A 15,843-nucleotide genomic window follows, 5' to 3' on the forward strand; every position below is an offset into this window, starting at 1 on the left:
ATTTGGAGGAGCTAGCGCCGATCAACAGCAGGCGGGTGAGAGGCATGGCCGGTCAGCTTCCTTCCTATCCTAGAGGTAGAACCGACTTCACTTCAATCTGCTAATGCAAAGTGAATGCGCTCAACGAGGCGCGTCACCTCGCTGAAAGTGCGCCAGTGGATGATACCCTCTTCATCCAGGATATTTGCAGCTTCTCCATCATCACGAATATGATAGACGGCGACTCGCTCTTGGGAGAGAAACGCTTCTTTACGTCTCAGCAGAAAGAGCGAGGCTAGCTCGTCATGCCGCTCGCGCGGGTGCCGGGCCGCAGCCAGTAGATTGATCAAGTGATCTATCATGTAGGTGCTGTGGGTCGTCATCATGATATGTAAGCCCGCGTTGACTAGCATAGCCAGCAGCTCAATCAATTTGACCTGGGCCTCGGGGTGGAGATTCATCTCTGGCTCATCGATGACCAGCAGCTCACCAGGGTGGGCCAGGTAGCGTAGATAAAGAGCGAGCGATGAAAGCTCTTTGACCATCGAGGAGGAAACAGATAGTTCTAGCTCTGGGCGTGGTCCGGGTGCAGAAGCAGTGGCGACTGCCGCAGGAGAAAAAAGAATTTCGCGTGTTGTTCCAGCCTCAACGGGCCTAAAGTCAAGGGTGCCTTCTAGAATCTCCTCTTGCAGAAGGGTTGCCAGTTCTAGATAACGGCTCCGGCTGGCGCTGACCCGGTCTGGTTCCTGGGTCAGGCTCAGGCTGCTCTGGCGATGGAAGCGCCAGACAATGTCGACAAAGGCGGCGATTGGCATGGGCACCAGACGCGGCGGCTGTTCAGAAAGAGCGGCCAGCAGCCGTTCTAGCAGGCCTAGCGCGTCAGCTGTCCGGTTACCTCGTTTGTTCCTCGCCGAGGGAGGTAAGGAGATGAAGCGCTCGTAGATGATGCTGCTCCGCTCGGTTGGAAAATAGCTAATGTCCTGCCAAAAGGCCCGCAGGATCTCGCGGAAGATAATCCCATTAACGAAGCTGGCGATTTCTCGACGTGGAAGGCGTTCGCTGACATTCTGGCCTGGATAGAAATAGAGACGAGCCTCGCCGCTCTCCTTTAGGGCCTTTAAAGGGGCATCCTCTTGGTCTCTGCCGATGTGATCGCTGATACTGGTCTGAAGAAGGCGTCGGAGTAGCTCCGGCTTAAATGCAGCGATGTCAATCCTCATGACCAGCTCATCGAAACGTGCATGATCACTGCCCAGAAAGAGCGGAAGCCATTCGCGTACTCTCGCCAGTAGATCGTTCAGAAACCGTTCAGCGTGCTCATCTGCGAAGGTCACCAGATCAATGACGCCTTCGCTCTGCTCCGCAATACGCCGCACCAGCGAGTCCAGAGGACGATACTTCTCGCGCGTCTGCCCGCTCAAATAGGCATTGAGATAGTGGCCCCAACTGTAGCGCCCTAGGGCGCCTGCAATGGTATAGGCCAGCCACGTTTTGCCTGTATTATTTTTTCCGACAAAGACCGTTAAGGGCTTCAGCGCAATCTCTGCCTGCCGCAAAGGGCCAAGGTTATAAACAGTGATCTGCATCGCGTTCCCTCCTCGAATGCCCTTATGGTCCTACGAGGATTATAACACAAAGCAAGTCACCTTTGCAGCAAGCGTGCACTATTTTAATGATTGATGCCGATCTGCGAGCGGGCAGAGCAGCTAGCTGTTAACTATTCTCAGCCGGACTCTTGTGCTGGCGCTCTGGCTTCTGATTATTCTGATAAATCTCGGGCTTCAGCACACCGACGTAGGGCAAGTTGCGATAGCGCTGAGCGTAATCGAGACCGTAGCCAACCACGAACAGATTGGGGATACGGAAACCGATGTAGGCTAGATCCAGAGGCTTAGCACGTTCGCGCTCCTTGTACAGTAAGGTACAGACGCGCAAGCTCAGCGGGTGACGCTGGCGTAGCAAATCTACCATGTAATGGAGCGTTAGTCCGCTATCCACGATATCCTCGACGATGAGCACATGCTTCTGATCAATGGGTCCCTCTAGATCCTTGAGAATGCGCACTACCCCACTGGACTGGGTAGCATTGCCGTAGCTGGAGACGGCCATATAATCGATTTCATGCAACATGTCGATGGCGCGTGATAGGTCAGCGATGAATGGAATCGCGCCCTTCAGTATGCCCAGGAGCAGCAAGTTTTTGCCCTGGTAATCCTGAGTAATCTGGCGTCCCAGCTCCTTCACCTTTGCCTCTATCTGCTCTTGAGTGACAAGAATCTCTTCAATATCCTCGTGCATAGCTTCCCCTTCCCGAAGGACAATAATGAAAAAGCGCCGCTCGTTCTAGCGGCTGATACTGAGTTGAACAATGTGGCGCGTAGTACGGCTAAGGCGGACGGACTCAGCCAAACATAGGCCAGCGACCCAGATACAGCGCGAGCCAGCAAAGAAGAGCGGGAGAGTCTCTCGCTCTGAGCGCGGGACGTGAGCATCGACAAGGACGTCCTGGACCTTGCGACTCTGCTGCATACCCAAAGGCTGAATGCGGTCGCCCGCTCGACGCGTACGCACCTCTAGCCACGGGCCAGCAGCCTCTCCGTCGATATATACAACATAGCGTGTCCGTGGAAGCAAATGCCAGACCGTTTCCCAGTCTTCGCGCGCCAGAGCCTCCAGGGCTGCCTGTTCAATATCGGGAGCCAGCAGCGCCGCTCGCGCACGCCACGGTGTACCAGGGACCTGGCCTTCTCCTGGGATAGGTAAGAGCAGCACTGTCTGATCTGAGGGCCTCTCACGCTCCCGCCTGCTCAGGGGACCATGAGAGAGGCGCAGCACTGACCCACTGACGTGCAGGAGTAACCGGCCCGGCAGATCTAGCGAGCGCTCAGCGCGTGAGTGTTGAGCCTCCTGCAAGCAGGCCTCAAGCAAAGTATAGTGACGAGGCTCCAGCGGAGACTGGCCTCCGCAGAGCAGAGCTGTGGCACGCCGTAGTAAGTGACGCTGCAAACTGAGCGGTTGAGCAAGCAGTGCCGGTACGCTCATGATCACCTCGTTGGCGCTGGCGCTGCTGACCACCGTCGGCCAACACTGCGAAACGCAACTTTCGATCCATTCAAGATCAACGCGCCATACCTCAGCGCTGCGCCGCAGCGTTTCACGGAAGCCTGGATTAAGTTGCTCCAGTAGAGGTAATAGCTCATAGCGCACGCGATTGCGTAAAAAGCGTAGATCGCGGTTGCTTTCATCTTCCAGTGGTTGGAGACCGTGCTGCTGGCAGTAGGCGAGGATCTCCGCGCGGGTAACTCCCAGGAGGGGACGAATGATATCTTGTTGGCGTGGTGCCATGCCAACCAGACCCGCCAGACCACTACCGCGCAGCAGGTGGAGGAGAATCGTCTCTACTTGGTCGTCGGCCTGATGAGCGACGGCGATCGGGCGACCTTGGGCCACATCGCGTAGAAAGGCATAGCGTGCTAGACGCGCGGCCTCCTCAAGTGAGCGCTTCTCACGGTGCGCCAGTGCCGGGACATCAACGCTGCCGATCGTGATGGGAATACCCCAGGCTGAGACTAGCCGGGCAACAGAAAGGGCATCGCGCTCACTGGCCTCACCTCGCTGGCGATGATTCAGATGGGCTGCTAATAGGCGTACTGTGGGAAAAAGCTTCCCCTCCCCACAGAGCGAGTGCAACAGGTGCAGCAGACAGAGCGAATCAGCCCCGCCAGAGACTGCGACCACTATCTCGCCCTGGGCGGGGAGCAAACCATGACGGGCAATGTAAGCAGCTACCTTGGCTGAAAGCGACTCCCTGATTGCCGGCGCAGACACCACGTCCCACCTCCGCCGTCTATGGATAATCGCATGCTCATGTGATAGGATATATACGCAAATTATATAACATTGACTGCCCGACGGTGGCTGTGTGGCAATTCATTCGGGATATATCTCAGGAAAAGAGCTATGGCGATTCGCAAGATCATCACGGCTGAGAACCCCATTTTGAGACAGAAGGCCAAAAAGGTGCACCGCTTCGATGCCTCCATGAAGCGGCTGGTGGACGACATGTTTGAGACTATGCATGCCGCGCATGGGGTTGGCCTGGCAGCTCCCCAGATCGGTTTATCGATCCGCGTCTTCGTGGCTGAGTACGAAGACCACAAGGTCGCGGTCTTCAATCCGGAGATTATCAAAGCTGAGGGGGAGACGCTTGGAACGGAAGGCTGCCTGAGTATCCCGGGCTATGTGGGGGATAATATCAGGCGGGCCGAGAGGGTAGTAGTTAGAGGACAGAACGTCGATGGCAAGCCAATCAAGATCAATGCCGAGGGCTGGTTTGCCCGTATTCTGCAGCACGAGATCGACCACCTGGACGGTATTCTCTTCCTGGATCGTCTCGATCGTCCCGAAGATCTGCGTCCAGCGCGCGAGGGGGAGATCGAGGAGCCGGAGCCAGAAGTGGTCTAGGCTCGCTGTGAGGACCTGCGCCAGCAAGGGCATGGCGTCGGTGCTGGCGCAGGTCCTCCCTCTCTTGACCTGTCCTACTCGCTTAGCTAGGGCTGCCGGCCTGTCTAGTAGTGCGACCCGGGCTGAATCCCTGTTGACTAGCCCTGTCGTTGCTGCTTGCGTAACATAGGCATTGGCTGTTCCCCAAGAAGACGTTCACACTCGCGGCAAATGTAGAAGCCCTCCTCTCGCCAGCGCAGCTCGCTCAAGCGATAGTGTAGATAGCAGATGCCACAACGAGTACTGTCAGGCAGGCTGGCTATCTGGCGATCCCGCTCAAATAGGGCGCGTAGCTCTGCAATAAGCCCATTGAGATCAAAGGCCGCACCAGCAGGCCCGCGCCCGCCGGCGCTCTGCGACGCTAACGCTGGACTCGCACCATTTGCTATGCGCCCCTCACGCCGATGTGAGAAAGAGCTGCCGCTGGCTGCTGCGCCGTTGCCCGCGCCTGGTGTAGCATGGCTACTCACTGCCAGTATCTCCCCCTTTATGCCGGCGATGCTGAATGACTATTATCCGTAAATTATATACCCGACGGCAGTCCCTCGTCTAGGGCCGGTGCGCGAGGATCACCGCCAGATAAGAGCACGCTCATGCGATGACGACGGCGGGTGCTCTCCCCGTTTGCCGGCTTTTGCGCTTCTCTGCTATCCCGTTCTCTACTCGCCAGACAATCGCTATCCTATGATGAAATAGGAAATCGCGATCGACAAGCCTTAGTACTCTCCATTCATATGCCTTTGCCTATCTATCTTGTATAATGCTCCTAGCAGGGAAGCTAGCTGCCAACAAGCAGACAGGTAAAGCGTTCTATCTATGGGGGAGTATAGGATCTCTCCAACGAGCGCAAGAGCAAGCCCAGTCCTCTCGGCCTCGGCCTCCTAGTCTCAGGTCGACAAAGGGGAAAGAAACGAGTGCCGCGCATGCTATGATAGACGTTGTGATGGCAAGACAGTGATCTTCGACTCAGGAACAGGATGCCTGCTATGAATCACTATCTGAGCACCTCTGTCGAGACCGGCAGCAGTGGTTCGCGGGAAGGGGGAGCCATTGCACGAGTACTGTGCTCTCTGCTAGTCAGCCTCTGTTTCATCTGTGGGCCGCTTCTCCTGATGGAAAGTTTGACGAGGGCCACGGCGCAAGCTGAAGGTGTGCCTGGGGGCAATATTCAGGACCCAGTGGTCAGAGCGGTGGATATTGCTCGACCAGCCGTTGTACGCATCGTTACCCAAATTCAAGGGCGTTTAACAGTGCAGTTCTCTGCAGCACGCAGCGTGACCTTTCCCCTGGATGGGGGCAGTTATGCGCTGGCCGCCCTGGGAACCGGTACCTTTATCAGCGCCCACGGTGACATTCTCACTGCCGATCATGTTATCAACCCTCCCCATGATAATGAACTCAACGCCGTGCTGATCAGAGCTGCCGCCCCCGATGTTGCCGCCTACTACAATCGCGTGATAGGGCGTGGCCAGCCGCTCAGCGCCGATCAGATGGAGCAAGCCCTGCTCAACGGTCAATTTCTCTCTCAGCCGAGCTATGCTACTCCTGTGAGTGCTGTGTATCTCAGCACAGACTACAGCGGTCCTCTGACTGCCAGCCGCTTACGTGATGTGCCTGAAACGTATTTCGCTCAGGTTGACCGCGTTGAGCAAGAAAGTCCCCCAGATCAAAAGGATATCGCTATCATCCATGTGAATATGGAAGATACTCCCAGTGTCGAGCTGGGTGACTCCTCTGCTGTCCAGGTGCAAGATAATCTCACCATTATCGGTTTTCCAGGCAATGCTGATGTCAGTATGCGTCCAACGGATTTTCTGACCTCATCCGTGAATCGCATTTTTGTCAGCTCGATCAAGACCACGGACAGTGGAGCTCAAGTAATTCAGGTCGGTGGCAATGTGGAGCAAGGGGATAGCGGGGGGCCAGCTCTCGACAGTCAGGGCCACGTAGTGGGCATCGTCAGCTTTGGTACTCCTGGGGGAACCAGCTTCCTGCAGGCCAGCAATAGCGCGCGGGTCTTAATCCAGAATCTCCACCTCAATACTGAGCCAGGGCCATTTCAACGAGCCTGGAGCCAGGCTTTTAACGATTATGCCTCCACAGCTCCTGGCCACTGGCATCGCGCGGCTCAGGAATTTGCTGTTCTCGCTGCTCGCTATCCAGCATTTAAGGCAGTGGTCCCCTACTTAAACTATGCCAGACAGCAGGCTGCCCATGAGCAAGTGCCAGCGACCACCAATCAGAGCCATGCCGCAGCGCCGCTGCTCATAGCGCTTGGTGGACTGGGCATAGTAGCCATCGCCATGCTGGCGTGGGGAACGATCTTTGTGCTCAGGCGCCGGCGTGGACCAACCGCAGTGACCCCAGCAATGGCCTCTCCCTTAACCGTCGCGAGCAATGCACCGGGCCATAGCCATGATGGAACTGCCTATAGTCCTCCCCAGAAAGCGCCGTCTGCTCCTGCGTTCTATCCACAGGTACAAGCTGGCGCTCCCTCGCCGAGGCCTCCGCTTGGGTCACCGCCATCAACCGATCCGGCTGCCCCACCTGTGCCTCAAACGCCGTGGCCTGCGCCTCCGGGCGGCCAAATCTCTACGCCACCTCAGCCCCCTACTCCTGCGGGGCTATCAGCATCGCGCCCGGCCTCTCAACAGCCTTCGGCGGCTCAAGCGGCATTCCCCTCTCATCTCCCTATAAGTTCGGGAGACGAAGAAACTCTAGTGCCATTCGGCGGACCGCCACGCGCTGCTGGCACCAGGGGTCAGCCCGAGCCACCCAGAGGCGGTCAGGCTCCTCCTCGATCGACTAGCGCAGGCAACCAGTCAGCAGCGCCATCCCCCCCATCTAGCACTGCCGGGTCTCAGCCGATCGCCTGGGCAGGGCAGGCATCACCTTCAGCGCCCAGGCCGTCTACAGAGCAGCTACGCCTCTGGCCCTGCGGTCATATGAATCGCCCTCATGCACGCTACTGCAGCACCTGTGGCGAACCGGCACCGTCTCCGCCGACAGTGCGGCGAATCGAGCAATGAGACGAGGGAACAGGGAGGCTGCAAGCAGTTGTCTGCGGAGCCAGAGAATAAGTCAGCAAGCACAAGGGGTACTCCTCTCTTAAAGACCAGCGAGGAGTACCCCCTCGTGCTTGACTTCTCACTGAGACAGGCAGACCATCCATAGAGCAATTGGGCAGAGGAAGCAGGCTGCCCAGTGCGCCGATATGGTGCCAATGGTGCCGAAACTATGCCCCCATGATATGGTAGCCGGCATCCACAAAGAGCACCTCGCCTGTAATAGCGCGCGCCAACGGACTGCAGAGGAAGAGCGCGGCATCGCCAATCTCGCTCTGCTCAATATTGCGGCGCAGAGGAGCCACCTCCGTCATATGATCGCGCATCGTCGTAAAACCAGGAACGCCGCGAGCTGCCAGCGTATTCACAGGTCCTGGCGAGACAGCATTGACGCGAATATTATAGGCGCCAAGCTCATACGCCAGATAGCGTACACTGCATTCCAGGGCTGCTTTTGCCACGGCCATCACGTTATACTTGGGCATCACTCGCTCGCTGGCAATATAAGTAGCTGTCAGGATACTTCCCCCGCCTCGCGCCTGCATCAGAGGCACCGCACGGCGAGCCATAGCGACCAGCGAATAGGCACTAATATCCAGTGCAGTCAGAAAGCCCTGGCGGCTGGTCTGCCAGAAAGGATTTTCCATATCCTCTTTCGGAGCGAAAGCGACCGAATGGATCAGGATATCAAGGCCACCGTCAAAGACCTCAGCGGCCTTGGCAAAGGCGGCATCCAGTTGCTCATCGCTCTGAACGTCGCAAGGAATTAAAGGTGTGCCTGGTACCTTATCGGCCAGCTCCCGCACAAACTTTTCCATGCGCTCCTGATAGGTTAGGGCAAGGCGAGCCCCCTCATTAGCCAGCGCCTGAGCAATGGCCCAGGCGATCGAACGATGATTAGCCACACCGAAAATAAGAGCGGTCTTTCCTTCCAGGAGAGGCATCGGATTTTACTCCTTCCTTTGCGGATAAGTAAGGACTCATTACAGGCAGAGAAAAGGATAATACCTAAGGATGGAGAGAAGACCTCTTCAAGGAGAGGAGGTCTGCTCAATAGGGTAGCCAGAGAGCAGCCAGCCATGCATTCCAGAGGCCAGATTATAGACCTGCTGGAAACCGAGAAGAGAGGCGATCTCAGCAGCAATAGCACTGCGCTGACCAACAGCACAGACAAAGATCACCTTCTCTGAAGGGGCAAGCTGTAATTCCCGCAGGGCCTGGCCGAAGGTATAGATGCCACTGAGGGGAAGAAGAGTGGCGCCGGGAATATGACCCTGTTGCCACTCACTGGGCCAGCGCACATCGATGACGCGAGCGCCCTGGGCCAGCAGCTCTTTAGCCTCAGCAGGACCTACCGTCTGGTAGGGTTGAGGAGCCGCCGTTTCATATGCATCAGCGGGCATTGTGTTGCTCCTTGTTGCGCTGATTAGCTTCGTACTGCTCCAGCCAGATCTGACCCAGCATCGTCTGACTAATCATATACTCATCTCCCACAAAGGTCATGGTCAGCAGTCCCTGGTCCTCCATCTCACGGAAATCATCCGTCACCAAGAAATACCTGCGCAGCATGCGAGAGAGATCGCTTTCTGGCAGATGCTTCCAGATACGTAGCTCGCGCAGGACAGCGGCGTACTTCTCGCTGCTATCGTCGATAGCCCGCATACTGCTTGCTCCTTCCTGCTGGCTGGGGCTTTCTCACTGCCCCTCTGGAGGGGGGGCGGGAACCAACGCGACTTGTTCACTCACCACTACGAGCGAAGAGCATTCGACGTTGCAGGACAGCAGAGCGATCTGCTTACGAGAAGAGTGTAGCAAATGCAAGGACGAGCCGCAAGCCTCGACGTTGCGAGGCAACTATGCTATAAAAAAACAGCATAGCGAGCCTCACTCACAGCCCTTACAAGAAGGAGCAACTCATGCAACCGGAAGCAGTGCAGCCTTCCATCCGGGCAAATGCTGTCATTCGCAACATCAAGCAACTGGTAACAGTTGCCCAGCAGCCAATCGCGGGAGCCAGCGGGGTTCTCCAAGTCCTTGACAAAGCGGCATTAGCGGTCTATCGCGGTAAGATTGTCTGGATTGGGAGAGACGATGAGGCTGAGCCACTATTTCTCTCCACGCGGCAAGATGGCATCACCATTGTAGATGCTCAGGGGACGGTCATTACCCCTGGCTTTGTCGACTCGCATACTCATCTTGTTTTTGCAGGCCAACGGGCCGAGGAGTTTCACCTAAGGCGAGCGGGGATGAGCTATGCTGAGCTACTAGCGCAAGGCAAAGGAATTTTGACAACCGTCGAAGCGACCCGCAGAGCTGACGCCGAGACCCTGCTGACACTGGCGCAGAAACGGCTCCGTCTCATGCGCGATCATGGTACAACCACAGTAGAGATCAAGAGTGGCTATGGCCTGGACCGCGTCAACGAGGAGGCCTGCTTGCACATTATCAACAACCTCAAGGCGCTTGAGGAGGAGTCTCCATCTTCCTTCCCCCAACGCATACGTGTCGTTCCCACCTTCCTGGCGGCGCATGTACTGCCGCGCGAGTATCGTGAGCGCCGAGCTGACTACATCAAGCTAGTTGTTGAAGAATTACTTCCCTCCTTTGTGGGGCTGGCGCGCTTCTGTGATGTCTTCTGCGACACAGAGGCTTTCACGGTTGAAGAATGCCGTAAGATCTTGAGCCGAGCCAAGGAATTGGGCTATCGCCTAAAGATCCATGCTGATCAGCTCAGTCCCTCCGGTGGCGCACGCCTGGCAGCGGAGCTGGGAGCAACCTCCGCCGATCACCTAGATTTTGCCAGCGATGAGGACCTGAAAGCGCTCCGCGACACCGGAGTCGTGGCCACGCTACTACCAGGCTGCTCCTACACGTTGCGCAGCCCTTATCCTTCGGCACGGCGTTTACTAGACCTGGGCCTTACCGTGGCACTGGCGACCGATTGCAATCCTGGCACTTCCTATTGTGAGAATATGCAGATGATCATTGGGCTGGCCATGGCCGAGATGGGGATGTCCCTGGAGGAAGCGCTCACAGCGGCGACGATTAACGGGGCGAAAGCACTGGCCTTGGAAAAGGAGATTGGCAGCATTGAAGTCGGCAAGCGCTGCGAGCTTGCTCTCTGGCAGCTTGAGGACTATCGCGAGATCGGCTATCATTTCGGTGTGAACCTGGTACAGTCAACCCTGACACTGGTCTAGGCTTTCATGGTGAGCCATCTGAGCAGGTTAGCTGTGGGTTAGGATGAGATCTGACCCGTGTTTGTGTAGATGGTAAAGCCCCATCGTGAAGAAGCAGCGGTAGCTGCTGGCAGTAGAGGAAGTGCCTATGACTGCCGCTGTTGACAGGCGACTGTTCCCCGCCAGGCTAGTGCTACTGAAGTAGCAGTCAAGACGGGGAGCCTGTTTCACCCTTATCCTCAGTCGGGCAGTGTTTCACGTGAAACACTGCCTGCTTTATCGAAGACAAAGCGACCTCCAGCGTGACCACCCACGTGCCGCCTGGGTCCGGCCCTCTGCCATCGTCAGACTAAAAAGGCCGTCCCTGGCGACAAATGAGAAGGCAGAGAGACCAGCCAGGTTATTTGCCTTCTCGCGCGCCCTTTTGTTACAATCCAGAGCAGAAGGCAAAGCAGCCAGAAAGGACTTCAGCGATGAAGAATCAGCCGACCCAGCATCATCAAGCAGATTCCCAAAGCGCCCCCCTGGTCCTCAATGGCCAGGCCCTCACACCTGCCGAAGTCATTGCCGTTGCCCGTCATCAGGCGCCGGTACGGCTTGGGCCAGAGGCCGAAATGCGTATCCAGCGTGCGCGGACTCTCATTGAACGCATTGTAGCTGAAGATCGCAAAGTCTATGGCGTTACCACCGGCTTCGGCCACCTCAGCCGCGTTCGCATCAGACATGAACAAGTGCTTGATCTACAGTACAATCTACTACGCAGCCATGCTGCTGGCTTGGGAGAGCCGCTTGACGAAGCCACTACGCGCGCTATGATGCTGCTGCTCGCAGCCAGCCTGGCCCGTGGCCACTCGGGAGTACGCGTAGAAGTGGTGCGCCTCCTCATTGACCTGCTCAACGCTCAGCTTCATCCAATTGTCCCCTCGCGTGGCTCAGTAGGAGCGAGCGGTGACTTAGCGCCGCTCGCCCATCTTGCGCTTGTACTTGTTGGAGAAGGAGAGGCCTGGTATCGCGGACGGCGCCTTCCGGGAGCACAGGCCCTGGCCGAGGCGGGTTTGCAACCATTACGCCTGGAAGCGAAAGAGGGGCTGGCGCTCATCAACGGCACACATCTTATGGAAGCCAGTGCCATTCTGTCCCTGGAAGACGCCTGGACGCTGCTACACACGGCGGAAGTAGCGTGCGCACTCAGTATAGAGGCATTGATGGGGAGCCATGTCCCCTTTGATGAGCGCATTCAGCGCGTCCGCAACCAACATGGTCAGCAGCAGAGCGCCGAACATCTGCGCCGTCTACTAGCCAACAGCGAAATCAAACGCAGCCATGAGGATTGTCCGCGGGTGCAAGATCCCTACACATTGCGCTGCGCGCCTCAAGTCTTTGGGGCTATTCGTGATGCGCTGGACTACTGCGAGGGAATCTTTGTACGTGAGCTAGGGGCAGTGACTGACAATCCCCTGATCTTTCCCGAGGAGGGAGAGGTGCTTACGGGAGGTAATTTCCATGGACAGCCGCTGGCGCTGGCACTGGATGTCCTGGCACTAGCGCTGACCCAGCTTGCGAGCTTTGCCGAGCGGCGGATCTACTTGCTTATGGGACCACATGACTGGGATGACCAGGGGGCGCCGCTCTTCTTGACGCCAGAGCCTGGCCTTAATTCGGGCCTCATGCTCACTCAGTATGTGGCGGCAGCCCTAGTCAACGAGATGAAGGTATTGGCACACCCGGCAAGTATCGACTCTATCCCGACCTCAGCAGGCACAGAGGATTTCGTAAGTATGGGGGTGACGGCGGCTCATAAAGCACGGCGTGTGCTTGCGCTGGCTCAGCAGGTGGTAGCAATTGAGCTGCTCTGTGGGGCCCAGCTCTTGGAGTTTCGCCGGCCCTTACGTGCTGGAGAGGGAGTGGAGCGGGCTTTTGCTCTTGTGAGGACCTACGTGCCGAAGCTAGAGCGTGATCGTCCCCCGGCTCCAGATATTGAACGACTGACGCGTGCGGTACAAGAGGGGGTATTTCGCCAGCTCTAGACGAAACAAAGCGGGAAGCGTAGAGGCCTAGGAGCGTTGGTAGAGACGGCTGGCCCCTGAGCCAGTGAGGCAAGCAATGAGAGTCAACGCTAGTCTTTCACGTGAAAGAGAAACGCTCGCTCTTGCACTGGCGAAGAGATCACAGCCCTGCGTTTCACGTGAAACAATATTGGCAGAGAGAACTTTTCCTACCTACGATCGCGCCTCGGCCAACAGCAGCATCAACACGATCGCAGTGAGAGGCCAGCGTGGCGCATAAGAACCCCCTGCCAACCCTGGCCTCCCTGCTGCGGCGTGTCCCCGGCCTTCCTAGAAAGCGCCAATCACCTCTCCGCCATCCACAATCAAAACCTGCCCTGTGATAAAAGACGCCGCAGGCGAAGCCAGAAACAAAGCCGCCGCTACTACATCGTCCGCTTGTCCCCAGCGTCCTAGTGGAATGCGCTCAGCAACACGTTCACGAAAGCCTAGGGAGCGTGAGCGCGCCCAGTCATTCTCAATCCAACCCGGCGCTATACAATTCACCCGAATACGAGGTGCCAGCTCGCGTGCCAGGCAGCGACTCAAAGCGATCACTGCCCCCTTGCTGGTCGCATAGACCTGGCTCACAAAGCCGGAAGCTCCATCCAGAGCATGGTTCCAGGCGATATTGAGGATGCAGCTCCCGCTCTTCATAAAAGGAAGAGCGGCGCGACAACAGCGCCAGGTCCCCAAAACATCGACCTGTAACAGACGCTCGAAACGCTCTTCTTCGCTCAGACCGCGTGTCTCCGTCGTATTGGCGCTGGCTCCGGCATTATTGATCCAGACATCGAAGCTACCAAGGGCCGCGTGTGCCTGAGCGATCAACTGCTCAACCTGAGCCGTCGAGCGCAGATCGGCCTGCAGGGCCAGCGCCTGACCGCCCTGGTTGATAATCTGACTGACCAGCTCATGGGCGGCTACCTTCGAATGCGCATAATGCACAAGGACTTTGGCTCCCCGAGCGGCAAAAGCCAGGGCCAAAGCTCGGCCTAGTCCCCGCGCAGCGCCGGTGATCACGACACTGCGTCCCTGAAACAGCTCCCCTTCAGACATAGGCTTTTTTCTTCCTTCCCATACTCGAAGCCAAAAATCTACTCTACTCGCTTGTGAACGGTGACCAGTGCCCGGCTCTCTGCAGAAGCGGGAGAACCGGACTTCGCTCGCCCCGCGATCGTGGAGAAGAGCGCTGAGGAAACTGAGACTACGACAGCGAACTCTCTTCCGTGTCTGCTTGCTATTGTACTCGGACCTGATCGCTCTCGCTAGGGCGAGGCTGCGGCGAGAGACCTCTGGATCTGACCTTACTGCTGTTGATAGAATTATCCCGAACGCAGAGAAGAGACACGCAGTGCAGATTGTAGCGGCTGCTCCTGGCAGGCTTGCTGCATAGCAGTTGCTCGCATCAACTGCTTGTGTTATCCTCTCTGCAGAGCCGTTCCTAGAAAAAGGACGGTAACGCCACGATCAAGGTCGATCGTGCGCTCTGATCAGGCTGCGCCATTCCGGCGCAAGGAAGGGAGTAAACAGCGGTGATTACTCACGGGACATCTGCAGACTCATCGCAGACCAACAATCAGCAACAACTACGCCTATCCAGTCAGGAGCAGCGAGCCATCATCAAACGCCTGCGCCATGAAGTGCTGTTACAGTATCGACCCGTTCTCCAGCAGGGTGCAGGACCTATTCGTGTAATGGCGCGCATGGTTGCCGAGCTGGGCAAGCGCTGCCGTGACCTTCATCTTGATGAAGAGATCATTACTAGCGAGATTGTCGACCGCACCATTGGCGATGTTGATCTGCGGCGTGTAATAGAGTGTGAGGGAGAGCCAGGAGGTCCAGGTGACTATCGCATGCTCGCCGATGAGTTAGGTATTGCTCTCCCTGGTGAGCATCTCAATGGCTATACTGCCTCGGGCGAGGTCTACCGCTGGCTGCGCGACCAGATGCTCCATTATGAGCGTCTCCTCCTTCAGCATAACATCGACCTGCGCATCTATGATATTGTCGGCACTGGCAATCCGCTGCTCCGCGATTGGCTCGCTGCCGACTGGCAAGAGCAATGGGGGCTGACGGTCAAGGGCGACCAGGTCTATCTGAGTCTGGGCGCAATGGATGGGATCGATAAGACCCTGCGTGGCTTCCGCCAAATGTGCGATGAGCAAGGGATCAAGGAGCGGGCAGTACTCTTCCCTGCCCCTGGCTTCGGCGTGCCCGAGGCCCAGGCCAGAGCCTATGGCTATCGCCTGCACCGTGTCAGCACGCGACCAGAACATCGTTTCAAGTTGACCGCCGAGGAATTAGAGCAGGCTCTGCAAGAGGCACCCGATATTCGCCTGATCTATCTGACGGTTACTAATAATCCTACAACCTTTGCTTTTACTCCCCAGGAGCTGCGCGCTCTACATGCTGTCGTCAGGCGCCAGCGCGAGGCTGGGCGTCAGGTCTTCTTTTTGGCTGACCTGGCGTATGTAGGCACCGGGCGTCCAGAGGACGACCGTGCCCGTATGGCAACCTTTGCCGAACCTGCTCATCTGGAACAGACTATCTTTGTGAGCAGCTTTTCGAAGACGCTTTCCCTCACCGGCGATCGCTTTGGCTGGGTGACGATTGGTGATGCTCGTCTCGCTCCTGCCCTCGCCCCCGGCTGGTCAAATAGCATGGCCTCGCTACCTGCTGAGTGGCAGCTACGCTTTATGGCCTATCTTCAGTTATTGCGCGATCGACCCTATCTCAGTGAGAAACTGCGTAATCTCTATCGCCTGCGCCGTCGCCGCTTTATTGCCCAGCTTCAACAGCTTGATCAGGAGCTACGACTCTTTGACCAGATTTATCTTGATGACGATGCGACCGTCTATAACTGGAGCAAGCTCCGCACAGGAGAAGACGCATTTTCACTCTTTGAAAAAACGGGGATTGCAGGAGTGCCAGGCTCTGGTTTCGGCTATACCGATGAGTATGTGCGCTTCTCAGTGGGAGTGATTCCCGTGCCAGTAGAGACGCTCTTGGAGAACTAGCTGGGGCGGGCAAGGTCCAGGCAGGTTTCTGAGGAGGGGGCAGTTAGAAGGG

Annotated in this window: 13 protein-coding genes; 5 read left to right on the plus strand and 8 right to left on the minus strand. The window is 57.0% G+C overall.

The features are described 5' to 3' along the window. Window positions 1–92: 92 nt before the first annotated feature. From IRZ24_RS07745 to tilS, 3 genes are all read right to left on the minus strand, one after another. Window positions 93–1,565, minus strand: coding sequence for an AAA family ATPase (locus tag IRZ24_RS07745; RefSeq protein ID WP_297162084.1), 1,473 nt, complete (start codon window positions 1,563–1,565; stop codon window positions 93–95). A gap of 127 nt (window positions 1,566–1,692) precedes the next feature. Continuing rightward, window positions 1,693–2,277, minus strand: coding sequence for a hypoxanthine phosphoribosyltransferase (gene hpt, locus IRZ24_RS07750; protein ID WP_297162088.1), 585 nt, complete (start codon window positions 2,275–2,277; stop codon window positions 1,693–1,695). A gap of 45 nt (window positions 2,278–2,322) precedes the next feature. After that, the gene (gene tilS / locus IRZ24_RS07755; RefSeq protein WP_297162091.1) at window positions 2,323–3,807 is read right to left on the minus strand and encodes a tRNA lysidine(34) synthetase TilS; all 1,485 of its coding nucleotides are present in this window, start codon (window positions 3,805–3,807) and stop codon (window positions 2,323–2,325) included. A 132-nt stretch (window positions 3,808–3,939) separates the two neighbouring features. On the opposite strand from tilS, the gene def reads away from it, so the two are divergent. Next, window positions 3,940–4,443 carry a peptide deformylase gene (def, locus tag IRZ24_RS07760; protein ID WP_297162094.1) on the plus strand — a complete coding sequence of 168 codons (504 nt, stop codon included), beginning with the start codon at window positions 3,940–3,942 and terminating at the stop codon, window positions 4,441–4,443. 137 nt (window positions 4,444–4,580) lie between these two features. Here def and IRZ24_RS07765 read toward each other — a convergent pair whose 3' ends face one another. Then, a complete protein-coding gene (locus tag IRZ24_RS07765) occupies window positions 4,581–4,952 on the minus strand; it encodes a hypothetical protein (RefSeq protein ID WP_297162097.1) in 372 nt (123 codons plus the stop codon). Between the two features lie 516 nt (window positions 4,953–5,468). Between IRZ24_RS07765 and IRZ24_RS07770 the strand changes: the two genes are divergently transcribed. Further along, complete coding sequence (locus IRZ24_RS07770; protein ID WP_297162100.1) at window positions 5,469–7,511, plus strand: trypsin-like peptidase domain-containing protein; 2,043 nt, start codon at window positions 5,469–5,471, stop codon at window positions 7,509–7,511. 206 nt (window positions 7,512–7,717) lie between these two features. Here IRZ24_RS07770 and IRZ24_RS07775 read toward each other — a convergent pair whose 3' ends face one another. From IRZ24_RS07775 to IRZ24_RS07785, 3 genes are all read right to left on the minus strand, one after another. Further along, the gene (locus IRZ24_RS07775; protein WP_297162103.1) at window positions 7,718–8,491 is read right to left on the minus strand and encodes an enoyl-ACP reductase; all 774 of its coding nucleotides are present in this window, start codon (window positions 8,489–8,491) and stop codon (window positions 7,718–7,720) included. Between the two features lie 87 nt (window positions 8,492–8,578). Continuing rightward, entirely contained in the window at window positions 8,579–8,950 is a 372-nt protein-coding gene (locus IRZ24_RS07780) for a rhodanese-like domain-containing protein (RefSeq protein WP_297162106.1), read from the minus strand. Further along, window positions 8,940–9,209, minus strand: a complete 270-nt coding sequence (locus IRZ24_RS07785; protein WP_297162109.1) for a hypothetical protein — start codon at window positions 9,207–9,209, stop codon at window positions 8,940–8,942. Before IRZ24_RS07785 ends, IRZ24_RS07780 begins: the two co-directional genes overlap by 11 nt. A 254-nt stretch (window positions 9,210–9,463) precedes the next feature. Between IRZ24_RS07785 and hutI the strand changes: the two genes are divergently transcribed. Then, complete coding sequence (gene hutI, locus IRZ24_RS07790) at window positions 9,464–10,747, plus strand: imidazolonepropionase (RefSeq protein ID WP_297162111.1); 1,284 nt, start codon at window positions 9,464–9,466, stop codon at window positions 10,745–10,747. 452 nt (window positions 10,748–11,199) lie between these two features. Then, a complete protein-coding gene (gene hutH / locus IRZ24_RS07795) occupies window positions 11,200–12,753 on the plus strand; it encodes a histidine ammonia-lyase (RefSeq protein ID WP_297162114.1) in 1,554 nt (517 codons plus the stop codon). Window positions 12,754–13,062: 309 nt separating this feature from the next. Here the strand turns inward: hutH and IRZ24_RS07800 are convergent, their stop codons facing one another. Continuing rightward, the gene (locus IRZ24_RS07800) at window positions 13,063–13,830 is read right to left on the minus strand and encodes an SDR family oxidoreductase (RefSeq protein WP_297162116.1); all 768 of its coding nucleotides are present in this window, start codon (window positions 13,828–13,830) and stop codon (window positions 13,063–13,065) included. 476 nt (window positions 13,831–14,306) lie between these two features. Between IRZ24_RS07800 and IRZ24_RS07805 the strand changes: the two genes are divergently transcribed. After that, on the plus strand, window positions 14,307–15,791 hold the full coding sequence (locus tag IRZ24_RS07805) for a pyridoxal phosphate-dependent aminotransferase (RefSeq protein WP_297162119.1): 1,485 nt from the start codon (window positions 14,307–14,309) through the stop codon (window positions 15,789–15,791). The last annotated feature ends 52 nt before the right edge of the window (window positions 15,792–15,843 follow it).

This window comes from Thermogemmatispora sp., from assembly GCF_019683755.1.
Classification (GTDB): Bacteria; Chloroflexota; Ktedonobacteria; order Ktedonobacterales; family Ktedonobacteraceae; genus Thermogemmatispora.

What these genes read in the sequence shown, in the direction of transcription:
- hpt (WP_297162088.1), bottom strand. Translation starts at nt 2,277, where the DNA reads ATGCACGAGGATATTGAAGAGATTCTTGTCACTCAAGAGCAGATAGAG.
- IRZ24_RS07780 (WP_297162106.1), bottom strand. Translation starts at nt 8,950, where the DNA reads ATGCCCGCTGATGCATATGAAACGGCGGCTCCTCAACCCTACCAGACG.
- def (WP_297162094.1), top strand. Translation starts at nt 3,940, where the DNA reads ATGGCGATTCGCAAGATCATCACGGCTGAGAACCCCATTTTGAGACAG.
- IRZ24_RS07770 (WP_297162100.1), top strand. Translation starts at nt 5,469, where the DNA reads ATGAATCACTATCTGAGCACCTCTGTCGAGACCGGCAGCAGTGGTTCG.
- hutI (WP_297162111.1), top strand. Translation starts at nt 9,464, where the DNA reads ATGCAACCGGAAGCAGTGCAGCCTTCCATCCGGGCAAATGCTGTCATT.
- IRZ24_RS07800 (WP_297162116.1), bottom strand. Translation starts at nt 13,830, where the DNA reads ATGTCTGAAGGGGAGCTGTTTCAGGGACGCAGTGTCGTGATCACCGGC.
- hutH (WP_297162114.1), top strand. Translation starts at nt 11,200, where the DNA reads ATGAAGAATCAGCCGACCCAGCATCATCAAGCAGATTCCCAAAGCGCC.
- IRZ24_RS07745 (WP_297162084.1), bottom strand. Translation starts at nt 1,565, where the DNA reads ATGCAGATCACTGTTTATAACCTTGGCCCTTTGCGGCAGGCAGAGATT.
- IRZ24_RS07785 (WP_297162109.1), bottom strand. Translation starts at nt 9,209, where the DNA reads ATGCGGGCTATCGACGATAGCAGCGAGAAGTACGCCGCTGTCCTGCGC.
- IRZ24_RS07775 (WP_297162103.1), bottom strand. Translation starts at nt 8,491, where the DNA reads ATGCCTCTCCTGGAAGGAAAGACCGCTCTTATTTTCGGTGTGGCTAAT.